The sequence below is a fragment of the Amycolatopsis sulphurea genome (genome assembly GCF_002564045.1).
Taxonomy (GTDB): Bacteria; Actinomycetota; Actinomycetes; order Mycobacteriales; family Pseudonocardiaceae; genus Amycolatopsis; species Amycolatopsis sulphurea.
Genome location: NZ_PDJK01000002.1, coordinates 1228059 through 1243573, shown reverse-complemented (window position 1 = coordinate 1243573; position 15515 = coordinate 1228059). Strand labels below are relative to the sequence as shown.

Sequence of the window (15515 nt, the reverse complement as noted above, 5' to 3'; positions counted from 1 at the left end):
CCGCTGTGATGCCCCGCGCGGCGGCAGCTTCGTGACAGTTATAGCTTTTCCGGAGTTGCCGTACGTGTACGGTAATATTGAAAACAGAAACAATTGTATGAGGTGCCGGAGAATCGCCCGGAGGACCTCGGCGAACCTGCCCGGCAGCGGCCGAAGCCTGGTGGTCCAGACCACTAGGGGAGGGTCGAGCAGCCCGATCGGCCCACGGCATCTCCTTCAGGCCGATGACTCCCTGGCGTTCCTCCATACCGGACCGCGGCAGACGATCCCCGTCCCCGAGCATCCAGGCACGCGTGCGCGGGGGAGTCGGATCGGTCAGCCGCACGGGCGAGCCGGAACCCCGATGTCGCGACGACGACGCCGCAGCAGGCCGGAAGTTCACATCCGGGTCATCGATCCGTCACGCTGTGGTGCCGACGCGGGCGGCCGGGTGGTCACCCCGGCCCGTAGGCTTGGCTGGTGAGTGAACAGTCTGAGTTCCCCGACGGCCAGTACCCCGAGCGTCCGGTGGAGCGGCACCGGGGGCCGGTGGTGCTCCGGCGCGACCGTCGTGACCAGGGCAGTACCACCGACCAGCGGTTGCTCGATTCGCGCGGGCCGAGCGACTGGGTGCACACCGACCCGTGGCGGGTGCTGCGCATCCAGGCCGAGTTTGTGGAGGGCTTCGGCGCGCTGGCCGAGGTGCCGCGCGCGGTGACCGTGTTCGGCTCCGCGCGGACCAAACGGGACAACCCGGAGTACGAGCTGGGCCGCAAGATCGGCGGGGCGCTCGCCGCGGCCGGGTTCGCGGTGATGACCGGCGGCGGGCCGGGTGCGATGGAGGCGGTGAACCGCGGCGCGGCCGAGGCGGGTGGCTTCTCCGTCGGGCTCGGTATCGAGCTGCCCTTCGAGCAGGGCTTGAACCCGTGGGTCGACCTCGGCGTCAACTTCCGGTACTTCTTCGCCCGCAAGACCATGTTCATCAAGTACTCGCAGGCCTTCATCTGCCTGCCCGGCGGGTTCGGCACGCTGGACGAGCTGTTCGAGGCGCTCACCCTGGTGCAGACGAAGAAGGTCACCAAGTTCCCGGTAGTGCTGTTCGGCACCGAATACTGGGGCGGGCTCTACGACTGGATCGCCAACTCCGTCCTCGAGGGCGGCAAGATCGGCGAGAAGGACCTGCAGCTGCTGCACCTCACCGATGACATCGACGACGCGGTCCGCGTGGTCCAGGACTCCTATCAGGCCTGGGAGGACTCGCACTGATGCGGATCTGCGTGTTCTGCGGTTCGTCCACCGGGCTGTCCCCGGAGTACGCCGAAGCCGCGGCCGGGGTGGGCAAACTGCTGGCACAGCGCGGGATCGGGCTGGTCTACGGCGGCGCGAGCGTGGGCACCATGGGCGTGGTGGCCGACGCCGCGCTCGCCGCGGGCGGCGAAGTGCACGGCGTGATCCCGGAACAGCTGTCCAGTGTGGAAATCGCGCACGGTGGGCTCACCGAGCTGTACGTCGTGCCCGATATGCATCAGCGCAAGGCGAAGATGGCCGAGCTTTCCGACGCCTTCCTCGCGCTGCCGGGCGGGGTGGGCACGTTGGAGGAGCTGTTCGAGGTGTGGACCTGGGCGCAGCTCGGGTTGCACCGCAAGCCGATCGGGCTGCTGGACGTCGGCGGGTACTACGGGCAGCTGGTCGCGTTCGCCGATCACATGGTCGAGGAAGGCTTCCTGCGCACGGAAACCCGCGACCTGCTGGCGGTGGGCGCGGACGCGGTGAAGCTGCTGGACCAGCTCGTCGCGCAGTGATCAGCGCCGCACCTTGAACTTCAGGTGCAGCACGCCTTCGCCCTGGATGACCACATGCGGGCCGGCCAGCAGGTGCTGCCCCTGGATGCCGCCGAAATAGCGTTTGCCCGACCCGAAGACCACGGGCACCACGTCCATCGCCACTTCGTCGACGAATCCGGCCGCGAGAGCCTGGCCGCCCACCTCTCCGGCATTCACCGCGACGGTGCGTTCCCCGGCGAGTTCTTCGGCCATGGCGAGCGCTGCGGGTACCCCGTCGACGAAGTGGTACGACGCCTCCGGGTGCCAGCCCGCCGGCTTGGGCCGGTGCGACACCACTACGACGTGGTCTCCGGCAGGCGGCTGTCCCTCCCAGCCGTTCACCAGGTCGAACAGGGTGCGGCCCATGACGATCGTGCCGATCGACTCCCACATCTCCCGGACGTACCCGGCCGACGCGCTCGACACCCGGAAACCGCTCCCGGTGCCGGAATGGTCGTACCGCTGATCGTCCGGCGGCGGAATGATCGGGGTGTCCCCGGCGAAATACCACTCGTGGAGCGGCCCGACGGCGTCGTTCTCATCGGCGATGAAGCCGTCCACCGACACCACACTGTGCAGGATGACCGCGCCCACGGATACTCCTCGGGTCAGGCGGACTTCTCGTCCGGCCGCTGGTGATAGGTGTCCACGTACTCCTGGCCCGACAGCTCGAGAATCGCGTACATGATCTCGTCGGTCACCGAACGGCGGATCGCCGACGAGGCGTCCTGTCCTTCGTAGCGCGAAAAGTCGAGCGGGGCCCCGAACTGCACGCGGATCTTCGCCAGCCGCGGGATCCGGGCGCCGTTGGGCTGGATGCCTTCGGTGCCCGAGAGCGCGACCGGGACCACTCTCGCACCGGTGGACAGGGCGAGCGCCGCGACGCCCGTGTGGCCGCGGTGCAGCCTGCCGTCCAGCGAACGGGTGCCCTCCGGGTAGATCGCGAAGACGCCGCCGTCGTCCAGCACCTTGCGGCCGGCCTCCAGCGCGGCCAGCCCGGCCTGCGCGTTGCCGCGCTCCACCGGCACGTACCCGAGCGCGTCGAGCGACTTCGCGATGAACCGGCCCTTCAGGCCCTTGCCGGTGAAGTACTCCGCCTTGCCGAGGAACCGCACCTTCCGCGGAGTGGTGAACGTGATCACGCCGGTGTCCAGCGCCGCGCGGTGATTGGCCGCGATCAGGACCGGGCCGTGCCCGGGCACGTTCTCCACGCCCTCGACGCGTGGCCGGTACAGCAGCCGGACCAGCGGGCCGAGCACGAAGCGGACGAGCAGGGACAGCAAGGGGTCTCCTTCCGGTGGGCCGGGCACTGCGTCCAGCATGGCACGATCGCCGGCATGAACTGGTTTGACCGCCGTACTTGGCAGGAACCCGGATGGAGCATCGCCGACATCGTGGCGGCCAAGCGTGGCCGCACGGTTTCGGTGGTGCTGCCGGCGTTGAACGAGGAGCGGACCGTTGCCGAGGTGGTCGGTTCGGTGCGCCCGCTGCTCGGCACCGCCATCGACGAGATCGTGGTGGCCGACTCGGGCTCGACCGACGCCACCGTCGAAGTGGCCGCCGCCGCGGGCGCGCGGGTGGTGCGGCGCGAGGACGTCCTGCCGGAACTGCCGCCACGGCCGGGCAAGGGCGAGGTGCTGTGGCGCTCCCTGGCCGCGACCACCGGGGACGTGCTGGTGTTCCTGGACTCCGACCTGGTCGACCCCGACCCGTCCTTCGTGCCCTCGCTGCTCGGGCCGGTGCTCACCGAACCGGGCGTGCACCTGGTGAAGGGTTTCTACCGTCGCCCGCTGCGGCTGGAGAGCACCGGCGGCGGCCGGGTGACCGAGCTGCTGGCCCGCCCGGCGCTGTCGGCGCTGCGCCCAGCGCTGGCCGAGCTGGTGCAGCCATTGGGCGGGGAGTACGCCGGCACCAGGGAGTTTTTCGAGTCGGTGCCCTTCGCCGGCGGTTACGGCGTGGAGATCGGCCTGCTACTGGACGCCGAAGCCCGCTACGGCCTGGACGCGCTCGCGCAGGTCAACCTCGGCGTGCGCAAGCACCGCAACCGCTCCCTGCTGCAACTGGGCGTGATGGCACGGCAGATCCTCGGCACCGCGCTGGCCCGCTCCGGGATGGCGGATACCGACAGCGCCCGGTTCACCCAGTTCGTGCAGGTGTCCGGCGAATGGCTACCGGACGTGACCGAGGTGCCGCTGGCCGACCGACCCCCGATGCGGGAGGTGCGCGCCACACGACCACACGGGTGAGGCGGGTCCGATGTGGACCGACCCGGTGTGCGTTCCGGGCGGGTGCGTTCATGCGTCGGTGCGGGATGCGCGGTGTGTGGGCTCTTTGAGGACCGCGAGCGCGTGGCGACAGTGTTCGCACCCGATCCGGACCCGTTATACGCACGCACGTGGTGAGGAGGACCAGAGTCCGTGAAGGGTCCCTTGACGGACTCAGAGTCTGTGAAGGGTCCCTTCACAGACTCTGAGCGTCCGGCGGGTGAACCTCATGGCACCCGGGCGCGCAGCGTGCTCGCCGTGTGCGCGACGCCGATCGAGCAGCCGTACGCGACACCGACCGGGCGTGCGCGTGCGACGGCGGACGGGGTCGTGTGCCACGATCGTGCGGTGACGACCGCGCTGATCTACCTCGTAGTCATGCTGCTGGTGGCCGCCGTCGTGTTCCTGCTGGCCGCGGTGGTGTTCGGCCGGGGCGAGGAGCTGGCCCCGCTGCCGCCCGGCAGTTCGCCGACCCGGCTGCCCGCCGAGGACATCAATGGTGACGACGTGCGCCAGGTGCGGTTTCAGCTGGTGCTGCGCGGCTACAAGATGTCCGAAGTGGACTGGGTGCTGCGCAGGCTCGGCGGTGAACTGGACGAACTGCGCGCGCAGGTCGCCCGGCTGGAGGCGGCGCGGCCCGAGGGAGCGCACCGGAGGCCCGCGGGTGAGTGACCTGGTTCTGTCGGTCGACGTCGCGGCGCCGGCCGGTACCACCTGGCTGGCCCTGACCGATTGGGCCCGCCAAGGCGAGTGGATGCTCGGCACGTCGGTGCGGGTGCTGGCGGGCAACGGGCGCAGCGTGGGCTCGAAGCTCGCCGCGTTCACCGGGATCGCCGGTGTCGGGTTCACCGACACGATGGAGATCACCTCGTGGGAGCCGCCGCTGCGGTGCACCGTGCGTCACCTCGGCAGGATTGTGCGGGGTACCGGAACCTTCCAGGTGGTGGCGAAGGGGGCCGCGCAGTGCACGTTCGTCTGGGCGGAGCATCTGACGCTGCCGTTCGGGGTCGTCGGCCGGGCAGGCTGGCCGGTCGTGCGGCCGGCGTTCGCGCTCGGGGTGCGGCAGTCGTTGCGGCAGTTCGCCCGGTTCGCGGAGAACTACTCGATGGGTGAGCAACGATGAATGACCTGCTCGGCGACGACGGCGTGGCGCGCTGCCCGTGGGGCAACTCCACGCCGGATTACGCGGCCTACCACGATGAGGAGTGGGGCGTCCCGCTGCACGGTGAGCCGGAGTTGTACGAGCGGCTGTGCCTGGAATCGTTCCAGTCCGGCCTGTCGTGGATCACCATCCTCCGCAAACGCGAGAACTTCCGGAAGGCGTTTCGCGGCTTCGCCCCGGCGAAAGTGGCCCGCTTCACCGAGGCGGACGTGACGAGACTGATGCAGGACGCGTCCATCGTCCGCAACCGCGCGAAGATCGAGGCGGCGGTCAGCAACGCACGCGCCATCGCCGACCTGGATCGTCCGCTGGACGAGCTGCTGTGGTCTTTCGCCCCGAAGAAACACCGCCGCCCCCGCACACTGGCCGACGTTCCCGCCGTCACGGACGAGTCAACGGCGATGGCGAAGGACCTGAAGAAGCGCGGCTTCTCCTTCCTCGGCCCGACCACCTGCTACGCCCTCATGCAGGCGACTGGCATGGTTGACGACCACCTTCGGGGTTGCTTCCGCGCTGCGCGTGCCGGCTGACGGGTCTTCGGGGCTCCCATGCTGTGCGCTCTGAGGGCTGCGGGGTAGTACCGCCTGGCTGACTGTCTTCGGGGCCTGTTCCGCGCTGTGCGTTCTTGCTGACCCTTCGGTCTGCTGCTTCCGCGCTGTGCGCTCTGGCTGATGATGTCCTTTGGGGTTGTTTCTGCGCTGCGCGCTCTTGCTGACGGCTTTCGGAGGCTCGTTCTGCACTGCGCGCTCTTGCTGATTCGGGGCTGTTTCCGCGCTTCGCGTGCTGGCTCACGGCCTCCGGGCGTTTCCGCGCTGTGCGCACTGGCGGAGGGCTTCGGGCTGCTTCCGCTGTGTGCTTTAACTGAGCGTCTTCGGAGCTGCTTCTGTGCGTTCGCCTTCTGCCCGACCACCTTTGCGGCTGCTTCCTTCGTACGGCTCGCGGTTCGGCGGACGGCCATCGTTGCTGTTCCCGCGTCGCGAGAGTCCCACTCACAGCGTGAACCTCGGCGCGAAAGTCGCCATCGCTTCGCGGGCCTTGGCATGAAGGTCCCCTTCACTCCGCGGAACCAGGCGTGACGGTCCCCGTCGCCCCGCGGCCGCTGGTGTGAAGGGTCCCTTCACAGACTCTGAGCTTGTTGTTTAACCTGTGTGGTTGCGGTGCTGCGCGAGGGTGAGGTCGCGTTTGACGGTTTTGCCGACGTTGTAGCGGGTTGCGGGGTGGTGGTTGGTCGAGCCGGCTGGGCGTCCAGGACCAGGCCGGGAGGGTTTCGGTGCGGCTGCGGGGCGGGTTGTCGTCGCGTGCAGGTTGCGAAACCCCCGCCGAACCCGAGCCGGAGTCAACCGGCGGGGCTCGGTGACTGGTTTCTCCCACGGGCGGCGGTGATCCTCGGCCAGCGGGCGGGCCAGTCGCAGTTGCGTGTGGACGGTCAGGATCAGCCAGGTCCAGCGGTCAGCCGATTCCGGGGCGCGCAGCTTGGGACGGGTCCACCCGAGGGTCTGCTTGAACAGCCGGAAGGTGTGCTCCAGGTCGAAGCGGCGCAGGAACACCTGCCAGAGCAGGTCGACCAGTTCGGCACTGGCGCCGGTGACCGAGGACCACAGCCAGACCGGTTTGGGGTCGCGATCACCGGGCAGATGCTCGACCTGCAGGCGGATCACGGTGCCCTCCACCAGGGGAAGCTCACCGTCGTGGTCCAGCCAGGGGCCGCGACGGGTCAGGCGTGGGTGCAGCCGGTCCCATGCCTGGGCCTGGGCGTGTCCATAGCGGGTGGTGTCGGTGCCGGTGGTGTGCTCGGGGGTGTGCCAACTGGCGGGATCGGCCAACGTGAACACCCCACCGTGCTTGGCCCGGCGGCCGGGCGCGCCCGGCCGCCGGGGCGGTGCGGGCCGCAGCATCACCCGGCCGGAACGGATCCTGCCCACCACCTCGACGGGCAGATCAGCCAGCACGAACGCCAGCCGGGGCAGGTCGTAGCCGGCATCGGCCACGATCAGAATGCTCGGATCGGCGGGCTGCCAATGGCCGGCGTCGATAATCCGGCCCACGACCGCGCGTAGCTGGGCGGCGGTGACCGCGGTGGCGTCGTCGGCGGGTCCCAGCCGGACCGCGTCCAGGACCGCTGTCCACGAGGTGCGCCCGGTCTCCAGCGCCGCGACGAACGAGTAGGGCCAGCCGGGGATCATCTGGGCCTGGCCCTTGCCGCGGGCGTAGGTGTGGCAGAACAGCCGCTCGGGGCTGCACGCGGCGTCCGGGCGCAGCCAGTGCGACACGTCCACGCCCAATGCGATCCGCCCGCCCGCGGCACGAGGCAGGGGCAGGCGTGCCAGGGTGGTGCGTAACCGGCCGACCTCGATCGTGCCGTGGTTGATCGCGTCGTAGCCGGCGCCGTGCCCGCGCCGATGCTCCGGGACCAGCGACAGTTCGGCCAGGCTGGCGACCGGCCCGTCGGCGCACAGCACCGCGTCGGCCAGGTCGGACAAGGCGTCCGCCCGACTGGTCAGGCACTGGTGGAACCGCTCCCGGAACGCGGACAACTCCCCGAGTGCACCGGCACGGCCGGCGTCGTGCACACTGATCAACTGAGGCCCCTGGTTGTGATCTTCCTTCTGTCGCAAGAAGAATGATCAACCAAGGGCCTCACCCACGATCAACCGGGGTAGCGCGACAACGCAACCGGGTTAAACAACAAGCTCAGAGTCCGTGAAGATTCCCTTCACGCCACTCGGTGTGTTGCGATGGTGCCTTTCGCGCCACTCGGTGTGTTGCGATGGTGCCTTTCACGCCGCCAGTGCGCTGCGATGGTGCCCTTCACGCCACCAAGAACGTAGCGAAAACGCCTTCGCGTCACCTGGAATGCGGGAATGGCGATTCTCAGCTCAATGAGAACGCGTTGGTGGTGCCTTTCGCATCGCCGGGAACGCAACGATAGCGACTTTCGCATCACCGATCAGGCGGCGAGAGTGCCTTTCGTATCGCGGAGAACGAACGTGGCGCGAAAGTCGCTCCCGCTCCATGGGCCGGGGGCGAAAGGTGGGCCGGGGGCGAAAGTCGCTCTCGCTCCGTGGGGTGGAGTGAGAGTCACTTTCGCCCCGCGGGTCGGCTGTGAAGGTCCCGTTCATGCCGGGGAATGCACTGAAGGTCCCCGTCGCGCCGCGGCCACATTTCGCGTAGTGAAGGGGACCTTCACGACTTATTCGCCACGGAAGGCCGGTTTGCGTTTGGTGACGAAGGCTTCGACGGCTTCAGCGTGGTCGGCGGTTTTGCCCAGGATGGTCTGGGCGGCGTTTTCCGCTTCGAGAGCCTCCTCCAAGGACGACTGCGCGGAAACGTTCAAAACCTGCTTGATCTTCGTGTAGGCCACCGTCGGGCCGGCGGCGAGTTTCGCGGCGATCGCGTGGGCTCGGGCGGCCAGGTCCTCGTCCGGTACGACCTCGCCGACCAGGCCGATACGCAGCGCCTCGGCGGAGTCGACGGTGCGGGCCAGCAGCATCAGCTCGGCGGCGCGGCCGTAGCCGATCAGCCGCTGCAGTGTCCACGACGCGCCCGAGTCGGGGCCGAGGCCGACGTTGGCGAAGGCCATCAGGAACGACGACGATTCCGCCGCGATCCGCAGGTCACTCGCGTAGGCGAAGGCGGCCCCGGCGCCGGCCGCGGTGCCGTTGACGGCGGCGATGACCGGCTTCGACATCCCGACGATCGCGCGGGCGATCGGGTTGTAGTGGTGGCGCACGGTGTTCAGTGGTGCCGGATCGCCCGATTGCAGCAGTCCGACGTGCTCCTTGAGGTCCTGGCCGGCGCAGAATGCCTTCCCCGAACCGGTGAGCACGACCGCCCGCACGTCCGCGTCGTCGGCGGCTGCCTGCAGTTCGGCGAGCAGCCGTTCCTTGAGTTCGACCGTCAGCGAGTTGTACGCCTGCGGCCGGTTCAAGGTCAGCGTGCGCACGCCGTCGGCATCGGCGGTCAGCAGGACGTCGGATGTGGTCACGCATGCCTCCAGGTGCTGCAACTCCAGGTAGTCGACGCCGACCTTCGCGTCGCCGTCGATCGCTCCGGACGGCAGCGTAGCCCGAGACAATGTGGCGCCGGGCTGTATCGAGACGTCGAGCACCTCGGCTCCGCGGCGGCGGCCGGGGAGCAGGCCTGCGTGACCTTCTCCGGTGACATCTGCGTGTGGCATTCGGGTCCACCCTGGCAGGAACGGGTGGCGAATGCCCATTCCCGGGTCTAACGTAGTGGGCTCATCACGGTACGTGATCGCGAGTGGGGTGTACCGCAGGGCAGGATTTACGCAGGGGAGGGCGTACGTCATGACCGATGACCCGCCGGGTTCGCAGGCTGCTGACCAGGTGTCTACACCTGGAAACAGGTATGGAGGACAGTCGTTCGGCTCGATCATCTCCGGTGCCTTCGGGCAAGCGCCCGGTTATTCCTGTGATCGAGGCTTACTCGAACGCGTCGCCAGCGAGTTCGAATCGTTGGCGAAAGAGTTCGATCATGACATCGACGATGCGGCCACCATTGCCCGTACGCAGCCGCCGGGGAGGGATTTCGTGAGTGGCGGGAACGCAGAGGTGTTCCGGCGGTCAGGCGAGGCGCTGGTCGAATCACTGCGGCAGCGCGCTCGGTACTGCCGGGTCCAGGCGGCGAAGTTCCAGGTGGCGCTGGGCGTTTACGCGACAGTCGAGGACGCTTATGCGGCCGAGGTCAAGCGGGCTGGAGGGAGTCTGTGAAACGGGTCGCCGCGGTGCTGGCCGGGGCTGCGTTCTTCGCGCTGGCCGGGTGTTCCGGCATGGTGCTCGGTAAGGCCGAGCCGGTCGCGCAGACCGGTTCGGCGTTACCGTCCGGTTCGGCAGTGCCGGAGAATCCGTCCGAGCAGCAGGTTCCCGGAGAAGGCGTGCCGAAGGTCGAGCACCCGATCGACACCACACGGTCGAGTCGGCTGCCGTGCACCGCGCTCACCGCGCGGCAGATCACCAACCTTCTGGGGGATGCCGCACCTGCGACGCCAGGGCTGGACCGTCCTGGAGGGCCGGCTTGCTATTGGGGTGGCGATGCGGCACACGGCAACGCGAGCGTCGACGTGAAATTCCCGGATATCGACAAGCTTGGGCTGACCTCGGTCTACCAGGCGGCGGGTGGTGCCTACGGGTTCTTCCGACCACTCGATCCGGTGAACGGATATCCGATCGCCGCCTATGGCGACCGGGACACCCGCAGTATCGGTGAATGTCACGTCGCGCTTGGCGTGAGTGATCAGCAGACTGTGGACATCTCGGCTCGTCAGTCTCAGAAGAATATCGGCAAGAAAGATCCTTGTGATTCTGCCCGCGGTATTGCGGAAATGGTGCTGAGTAATATTCGAGAGGGATGATGATGACCGGTGATTCCTTGAGCGCCGCAGACATCTACCGGCAGCTCACCGGTGGGGCCGGGCCCGGATCGCTGAGTGACACGCATCAGGCGGCGGATCGCCTCAGCCGGAATCTGGAAGCGCGCGCCGCTCGGATCGCCGATCTGGCCGGATTTCTGCGTGGGGCGTGGCAGGGTGCCGCAGCGGATGAGGCGCTGGCCAATTCCTGTATGCCGCTGATGGCTGCCGCGGCGGACGACGGTGTGCACCTCGCGCTCGCGCGGGCGGCTGCGAATGACCAGATATCGGCGTTTCAGGCCGTGAAGAACAGTGTGCGGCCGGTGGCTCCGCATCAGCCTGAATTGACCGCGCAAGATGTGCGCATCATGTTCGGCGGGCAAGGGGAAAACTATTTCACGAAGGTTGCGCGGTGGCAGGATGACGTGCAGCACAATATCGACGTTTTCGGCGGTTACCACACGGCGACGGGGGCGAATACTGCGCGGATTCCCGCGCAGTATTCCACGCTGGACGATACGGGTGCGGTGGTGCGGTTGGCCGGCAATGGCGGGCAGCACGGGCCGGCCGTGGGGAAGCCCGGTCATGGTGACGGCTTGGTGCCGTCCGGGTATCCGGGGGAAGTCCGGCGGACGCCAAGCGGTGGGCAGGTGCCAAGCGGGCCGGTATCGAGCGGAGACCAGTGGATCCCGGACGGTGACGGCCCAGGCGGCCCAGGTGATGGCCAGGGCGACGGCCACGGGCCGACACAGCGCAAAAGCACTAGCTCCCCCGCGCCGAGCGGAGACGGTGTCCATCCGGACGCTCCATCGCTGCCTGGACCGCGGCAGAGTCCGTCGACCCGCGTGAGCGCGTACCAACCCGACCCGGCGCCGCCGGTGGTCTCCTCGCCGGACGAGCCGTATCGGTTCGGGCCGACCGGGCAATCGGTCAATCCGATCGGCTCGGATGGTCAGAGCGCGGGCGGGGGATCACCGGGAGACGGAGTGGACGGTGGCTCCGGCAGGGCGGGAAGCCCGCGCGGCGGACCAGGCTCCGGTGCGGGCAAAGCGGCCGAGTCCGCGAGCGCCCGTGGAGCCCCGCCCCGCGCGACCGAAGGCGAGAAGAACGGTGCCATGGCCGGTCCTGGGATGGCTGGGCGAAAGAAGGACGATGACAAGGAGAAGAAGTCCCCGGCGTATCTGCGGGAAGCCGATTCGGACGGGCTGTTCGGGGGCAGCGACGTGCGGCCGGTGCCGCCGGTGCTCGGGGAGATGCCGCGCCAGCGGACGGAATCACGCCAGCAGGAATAACTGAGGGGGCCGAGAGTGGTACCGGCATGCGCAGTCGAACTGACGCTGAGTGCCCTCCTGGGCGCGCTCCGGAACGCCGGCCTGGGCGAGCCGCATCCAGTATTCGCCGGTGGGCTGCGTTACCCGCCGCCTGACCGCGAGCTGGACCCGACAGTGCGGGACGAGCTTGCCGAACAACGGTTGCTGGATCGCGGTGACCGGCTCACCGACGAGTTCGAAGACGTCCTGTACGCGCTTGCGCGGGCCGAGACGGAGTACGTCGCCTATGTCGAGGACGGGGCAGGGCACTACGGCGTCCTGGTCGCCGTACGTGGCAGGACCGCGGTCCGGGCGGTGTGCTCGGGCGAGCGAGTGCGGCTGCGGTTGGCGGCTGGTACGCATTCGCTGGCACACGAGCTGGTAAGCGCTTTGCCGCAGTACGCGCCCGCCGAGATGCCCACGTTCTCCCTGCCGCAGGACGAGTTCCGCGAAGGCGACGACGGACTGTACGGCGCCGTAGCGGAACGCTCTGAAGCCGCTCGCGCCGTCGACGCGTTGTTTCGTGAGTCCTGCTGTGGGGCCGGGGAGATCACGGTCGCCATGCGTGAGCCCGGCTGCCGGCGGCGCGTTTCGGGCGATCGGCTGGGCTATCTGGATCTCGCCAGCGGCCGGGTCGCCTGCGCCGTGTCCGGTCCGGTCGGCAACCGGTACTTGACCGTGGTGCCCGGTACGCCGGACCTGCTGGCCCAGCGGGTGACTGGGCTTCGCTCGCAGCTCGGTTCGTGAGACGAGGGTGGCAAAGCGTGGCCGGCACGGGTAAAGCCGCTGCGGACAGTGCTTTTGGCCGGGCGGGTGACCCGTTCCAGGCCACGGCGGGCGGCATACCAGCACGGATACGTGCCCAAATGATCGGTCCGCGTTCGCGCCCGGCCGCTGATGAGGGACAATGGGGTCCTGGACCCGGCTGGCATGGGAGTGCGCGACCCGGGCGCGCCGGTTGAGACGGAGGGAGCACGCTATGGCGGCCATGAAGCCCCGGACCGGAGATGGTCCCCTCGAAGTGACCAAGGAGGGGCGGGGCCTCGTGATGCGGGTGCCACTGGAGGGTGGCGGCCGGTTGGTCGTGGAGCTCTCCGCGGAGGAAGCGAAGGACCTCGGCGTGGCATTGCAGGAGGTCACCGGCTGATTCCGGCTCGACCGACTCTGTCCACTGTGCACCCCGGTCTCCCAGCGGAGGCCGGGGTCGCGGTTCGTCTGCGCCCGAAGGTAGCTCGCTGTGCGTAACCCACTACCACCCGTCCCCACCAAACTCCCCGAAATCGAAGTCGTCTCCACGGCGCGGCGAGGGATTCCGCGGGCGGTCTTCGCCGCCGCTCACGCCGAAGGTGACGAAGCGGCATACGGCGCGAGTGGGCGCACCGGCGACGTACGCGAGTTCGCCGAAGACGGTGACACGCCGCGTTGGGTCGTGGGAGTCGGCGAAGCCACGCCGAAGGACTTTCGCCGTGCCGGCGCGGCGTTGGCCCGCGCGATGCGCGACGCGGCGGCGAAGAGTCCGATCCGGACAGTGCAGGTGTTGCTGTCCGAAGAGGTCACCGCGGCCGAGGTGGGCGAGTTGGCGAAGGGGCTGTCGCTCGGCGGCTACCGCTTCATGGTCACCACGAGCGAGCCGAAGCCGCCGGTACCGGCCGTACGGCTGGTCGCCGAAGAAGGTGCGGTGTCGGAGTTCGCCGAGACGGTGGCGCGGGTACGGACGCTGGCCGCGGCCGCCGCGTTCGCCCGGGATCTCGCGAACGCCCCGTCGAACGTGAAGAACCCCGCCTGGCTGGCGAACACCGCCGCGAAGGTCGTCGGCGAACCGGTACGGGTCACGGTGCGGGACGAGAAGTGGCTGGCGGAGAAGGGTTTCGGCGGTGTCCTCGCGGTCGGCGGCGGGTCCGCCTCCGCGCCGCGGCTGATCGAACTCGAGTATCGACCGCGGGGCGCGGCGAAGCATCTGCTGTTCGTCGGCAAGGGCATCACGTTCGACACCGGTGGCCTGTCGCTGAAGCCGAACGCGGGGATGCACCTGATGCGCACCGACATGGCGGGCGGCGCGGCCGTGCTCGCCGCGGTGCGCGGGATCGCGGCGCTCGGCCTGCCGGTGCGGGTGACCGCGCTGGTTCCGGCCGCGGAGAACCATGTGTCCGGTGGTTCCTACCGCCCCGGCGACATCGTGCGGCACTATGGCGGCCGTACGACCGAGGTCGGCAACACCGACGCCGAAGGCCGGATGGTGATGGCCGACGCACTGGCGTACGGCATTGAGCGCTTCAAGCCCGACCTGGTCGTCGACGTGGCCACTCTGACCGGTGCGATGAAGGTCTCACTCGGGTTGCGCACCGGGGGGCTCTTCGCGACCGAGGACGAACTTGCCGAACGCATAGTCGAAGCGGGTGTCCGGGCGGGTGAGGCGTGGTGGCGAATGCCACTGATCGAGGACTACGCGAGCGACGTGGAAGGCACCCTGGGCGACGTACGTCAGGCGCCGGGTGGCCCTGGCGGCATCATGGCGGCGCTGTTCCTGCGTGAGTTCACCGCGGGCCGCCCGTGGGCGCATCTGGACATCGCAGGTCCGGCTCGTGCGGACAAGGCGTACGACGAAGTCGTTCCCGGCGCCTCCGGCTTCGCCGCGCGGACTCTGATAGAGCTGGCTACTTCGTACGCCGGTTGATCCGGCGCGGGTACGCGGTCACCACGTGGTCGCGGAAGCTGCGTACGGCGGGCGGCTGCGGTTCGCCTGCGCGCCAGGCCAGGCCGATCGTCCGGGTCACCGGCGGCGTAAGGGCCACTTCGGCGACCCCGGCCGGTGCGCCCGGTTCGAACAGCGGCAGCAGTGCGACCCCCAGCCCCGCGGCGACCAGACCGCGTACGGTGTCCGATTCCTGTCCCTCGAACGCGACCTTCGGGGTGAAACCCGCGGCGGCGCACAGGTCGTCGGTGATGCGGCGGAGGCCGTAGCCCGGCTCCAGGAGCACAAACGGCTCGTCCGCCAGTTCCGCGACCCGCACCGCGGATCGGCCGGCCAGGCGGTGCCCGGCCGGTACGGACAGCAGGATCGGCTGCTCGTCGAGCACGACCGACCCCAGCCGTTCGTCCTCCTCCGGCACCGGGGCGAGCAGCGCGAGGTCCAGTTCACCCGCGGCGAGCCGGTCCAGCATGTCCTGACGGGAGCCCTGGACGAGGGTGAACCGGGCGCCCGGCACCTGCGCGCGATAGTCCCGCAGCAGCTCCGGCACCAGCGCCCGGCCCAGCAGGTGCAGGAACCCGAGCACGACGCGGCCGCTGCCAGGCTCGATCTCCTCGCGGGCCAGCCGGACGCCGGCGTCGACGGCCGTCAGCGCTCGTTCGGCAGCCTCGGCGAGCAGTTCAGCGGCCCGGGTCAGCCGCACGCCCCGGCCGGCCGACACGGTCAGCGGGGCGCCCAGCGCCCGGCTCAGCGCCGCCAGCCGCCTGCTGACGGTGGGCTGCGGTATCCCCAGCAGCTCGGCTGTCCGTGTGACATTCCCGGTATTCCGCAGCACGGCGAGCAACTGCAGATGCGGGGCTAGCTGGGCTGTCAGCTTCTCATCCGTCACGGTATGGATTATCGCGGATAGACGTATTGGA

At 69.1% G+C, this 15515-nt stretch carries 17 protein-coding genes and 1 pseudogene; 13 read left to right on the top strand and 5 right to left on the bottom strand.

Going from position 1 to position 15515, the window contains the following annotated elements; all coding sequences use genetic code 11:
• Positions 1-459: 459 nt before the first annotated feature.
• Together ATK36_RS11680 and ATK36_RS11675 are read left to right on the top strand one after the other, a co-directional pair.
• Complete coding sequence (locus ATK36_RS11680) at positions 460-1245, top strand: LOG family protein (RefSeq protein ID WP_098511268.1); 786 nt, start codon at positions 460-462, stop codon at positions 1243-1245.
• Complete coding sequence (locus ATK36_RS11675; RefSeq protein ID WP_452039198.1) at positions 1245-1781, top strand: LOG family protein; 537 nt, start codon at positions 1245-1247, stop codon at positions 1779-1781. The genes ATK36_RS11680 and ATK36_RS11675 overlap by 1 nt, the downstream gene beginning before the upstream one ends.
• Here ATK36_RS11675 and ATK36_RS11670 read toward each other — a convergent pair whose 3' ends face one another.
• Together ATK36_RS11670 and ATK36_RS11665 are read right to left on the bottom strand one after the other, a co-directional pair.
• A complete protein-coding gene (locus ATK36_RS11670; RefSeq protein ID WP_098511265.1) occupies positions 1782-2396 on the bottom strand; it encodes a dihydrofolate reductase family protein in 615 nt (204 codons plus the stop codon). It lies immediately after the preceding gene.
• Positions 2397-2410: 14 nt separating this feature from the next.
• Entirely contained in the window at positions 2411-3085 is a 675-nt protein-coding gene (locus ATK36_RS11665; RefSeq protein WP_098511264.1) for a lysophospholipid acyltransferase family protein, read from the bottom strand.
• 54 nt (positions 3086-3139) lie between these two features.
• Here ATK36_RS11665 and ATK36_RS11660 point away from each other — a divergent pair, with 54 nt between their 5' ends.
• The 4 genes from ATK36_RS11660 (at position 3140) to ATK36_RS11645 (ending at position 5758) form a co-directional block, all read left to right on the top strand.
• On the top strand, positions 3140-4048 hold the full coding sequence (locus ATK36_RS11660) for a glucosyl-3-phosphoglycerate synthase (protein WP_098511262.1): 909 nt from the start codon (positions 3140-3142) through the stop codon (positions 4046-4048).
• Between the two features lie 366 nt (positions 4049-4414).
• On the top strand, positions 4415-4738 hold the full coding sequence (locus ATK36_RS11655) for a DivIVA domain-containing protein (RefSeq protein ID WP_098514812.1): 324 nt from the start codon (positions 4415-4417) through the stop codon (positions 4736-4738).
• Entirely contained in the window at positions 4731-5189 is a 459-nt protein-coding gene (locus tag ATK36_RS11650) for an SRPBCC family protein (RefSeq protein WP_098511261.1), read from the top strand. The genes ATK36_RS11655 and ATK36_RS11650 overlap by 8 nt, the downstream gene beginning before the upstream one ends.
• Positions 5186-5758: a DNA-3-methyladenine glycosylase I gene (locus tag ATK36_RS11645; RefSeq protein WP_098511259.1), complete on the top strand. Its 573-nt coding sequence runs from the start codon at positions 5186-5188 to the stop codon at positions 5756-5758. Before ATK36_RS11650 ends, ATK36_RS11645 begins: the two co-directional genes overlap by 4 nt.
• 609 nt (positions 5759-6367) lie before the next feature.
• On the opposite strand, the gene ATK36_RS11640 is transcribed toward ATK36_RS11645, so the two are convergent.
• Positions 6368-7798, bottom strand: a complete 1431-nt coding sequence (locus tag ATK36_RS11640; protein WP_098510205.1) for an NF041680 family putative transposase — start codon at positions 7796-7798, stop codon at positions 6368-6370.
• 620 nt (positions 7799-8418) lie between these two features.
• Positions 8419-9213 carry an enoyl-CoA hydratase-related protein gene (locus ATK36_RS11635; protein ID WP_098514811.1) on the bottom strand — a complete coding sequence of 265 codons (795 nt, stop codon included), beginning with the start codon at positions 9211-9213 and terminating at the stop codon, positions 8419-8421.
• A gap of 322 nt (positions 9214-9535) precedes the next feature.
• Here ATK36_RS11635 and ATK36_RS11630 point away from each other — a divergent pair, with 322 nt between their 5' ends.
• From ATK36_RS11630 to ATK36_RS11605, 7 genes and pseudogenes are all read left to right on the top strand, one after another.
• Positions 9536-9958 carry a PE domain-containing protein gene (locus ATK36_RS11630; RefSeq protein ID WP_141544422.1) on the top strand — a complete coding sequence of 141 codons (423 nt, stop codon included), beginning with the start codon at positions 9536-9538 and terminating at the stop codon, positions 9956-9958.
• 14 nt (positions 9959-9972) lie between these two features.
• Positions 9973-10599 (top strand): DUF3558 domain-containing protein, encoded by a 627-nt coding sequence (locus tag ATK36_RS11625; RefSeq protein WP_245914645.1) that lies wholly within the window; start codon positions 9973-9975, stop codon positions 10597-10599.
• Positions 10596-10862, top strand: a pseudogene (locus ATK36_RS34655) (PPE domain-containing protein); the annotation flags it as partial. The gene ATK36_RS11625 and the pseudogene ATK36_RS34655, both read left to right, overlap by 4 nt.
• A 579-nt stretch (positions 10863-11441) precedes the next feature.
• Entirely contained in the window at positions 11442-11888 is a 447-nt protein-coding gene (locus ATK36_RS33475) for a hypothetical protein (RefSeq protein WP_245914641.1), read from the top strand.
• A 15-nt stretch (positions 11889-11903) separates the two neighbouring features.
• Positions 11904-12653, top strand: a complete 750-nt coding sequence (locus ATK36_RS11615; protein ID WP_170069696.1) for an ESX secretion-associated protein EspG — start codon at positions 11904-11906, stop codon at positions 12651-12653.
• Between the two features lie 232 nt (positions 12654-12885).
• Positions 12886-13053: a DUF3117 domain-containing protein gene (locus ATK36_RS11610; RefSeq protein ID WP_091294302.1), complete on the top strand. Its 168-nt coding sequence runs from the start codon at positions 12886-12888 to the stop codon at positions 13051-13053.
• 90 nt (positions 13054-13143) lie between these two features.
• Positions 13144-14580 carry a leucyl aminopeptidase family protein gene (locus ATK36_RS11605; protein WP_098511254.1) on the top strand — a complete coding sequence of 479 codons (1437 nt, stop codon included), beginning with the start codon at positions 13144-13146 and terminating at the stop codon, positions 14578-14580.
• Here the strand turns inward: ATK36_RS11605 and ATK36_RS11600 are convergent.
• Complete coding sequence (locus ATK36_RS11600) at positions 14561-15484, bottom strand: LysR family transcriptional regulator (protein ID WP_098511253.1); 924 nt, start codon at positions 15482-15484, stop codon at positions 14561-14563. The genes ATK36_RS11605 and ATK36_RS11600 overlap by 20 nt on opposite strands.
• Positions 15485-15515 lie beyond the last annotated feature (31 nt).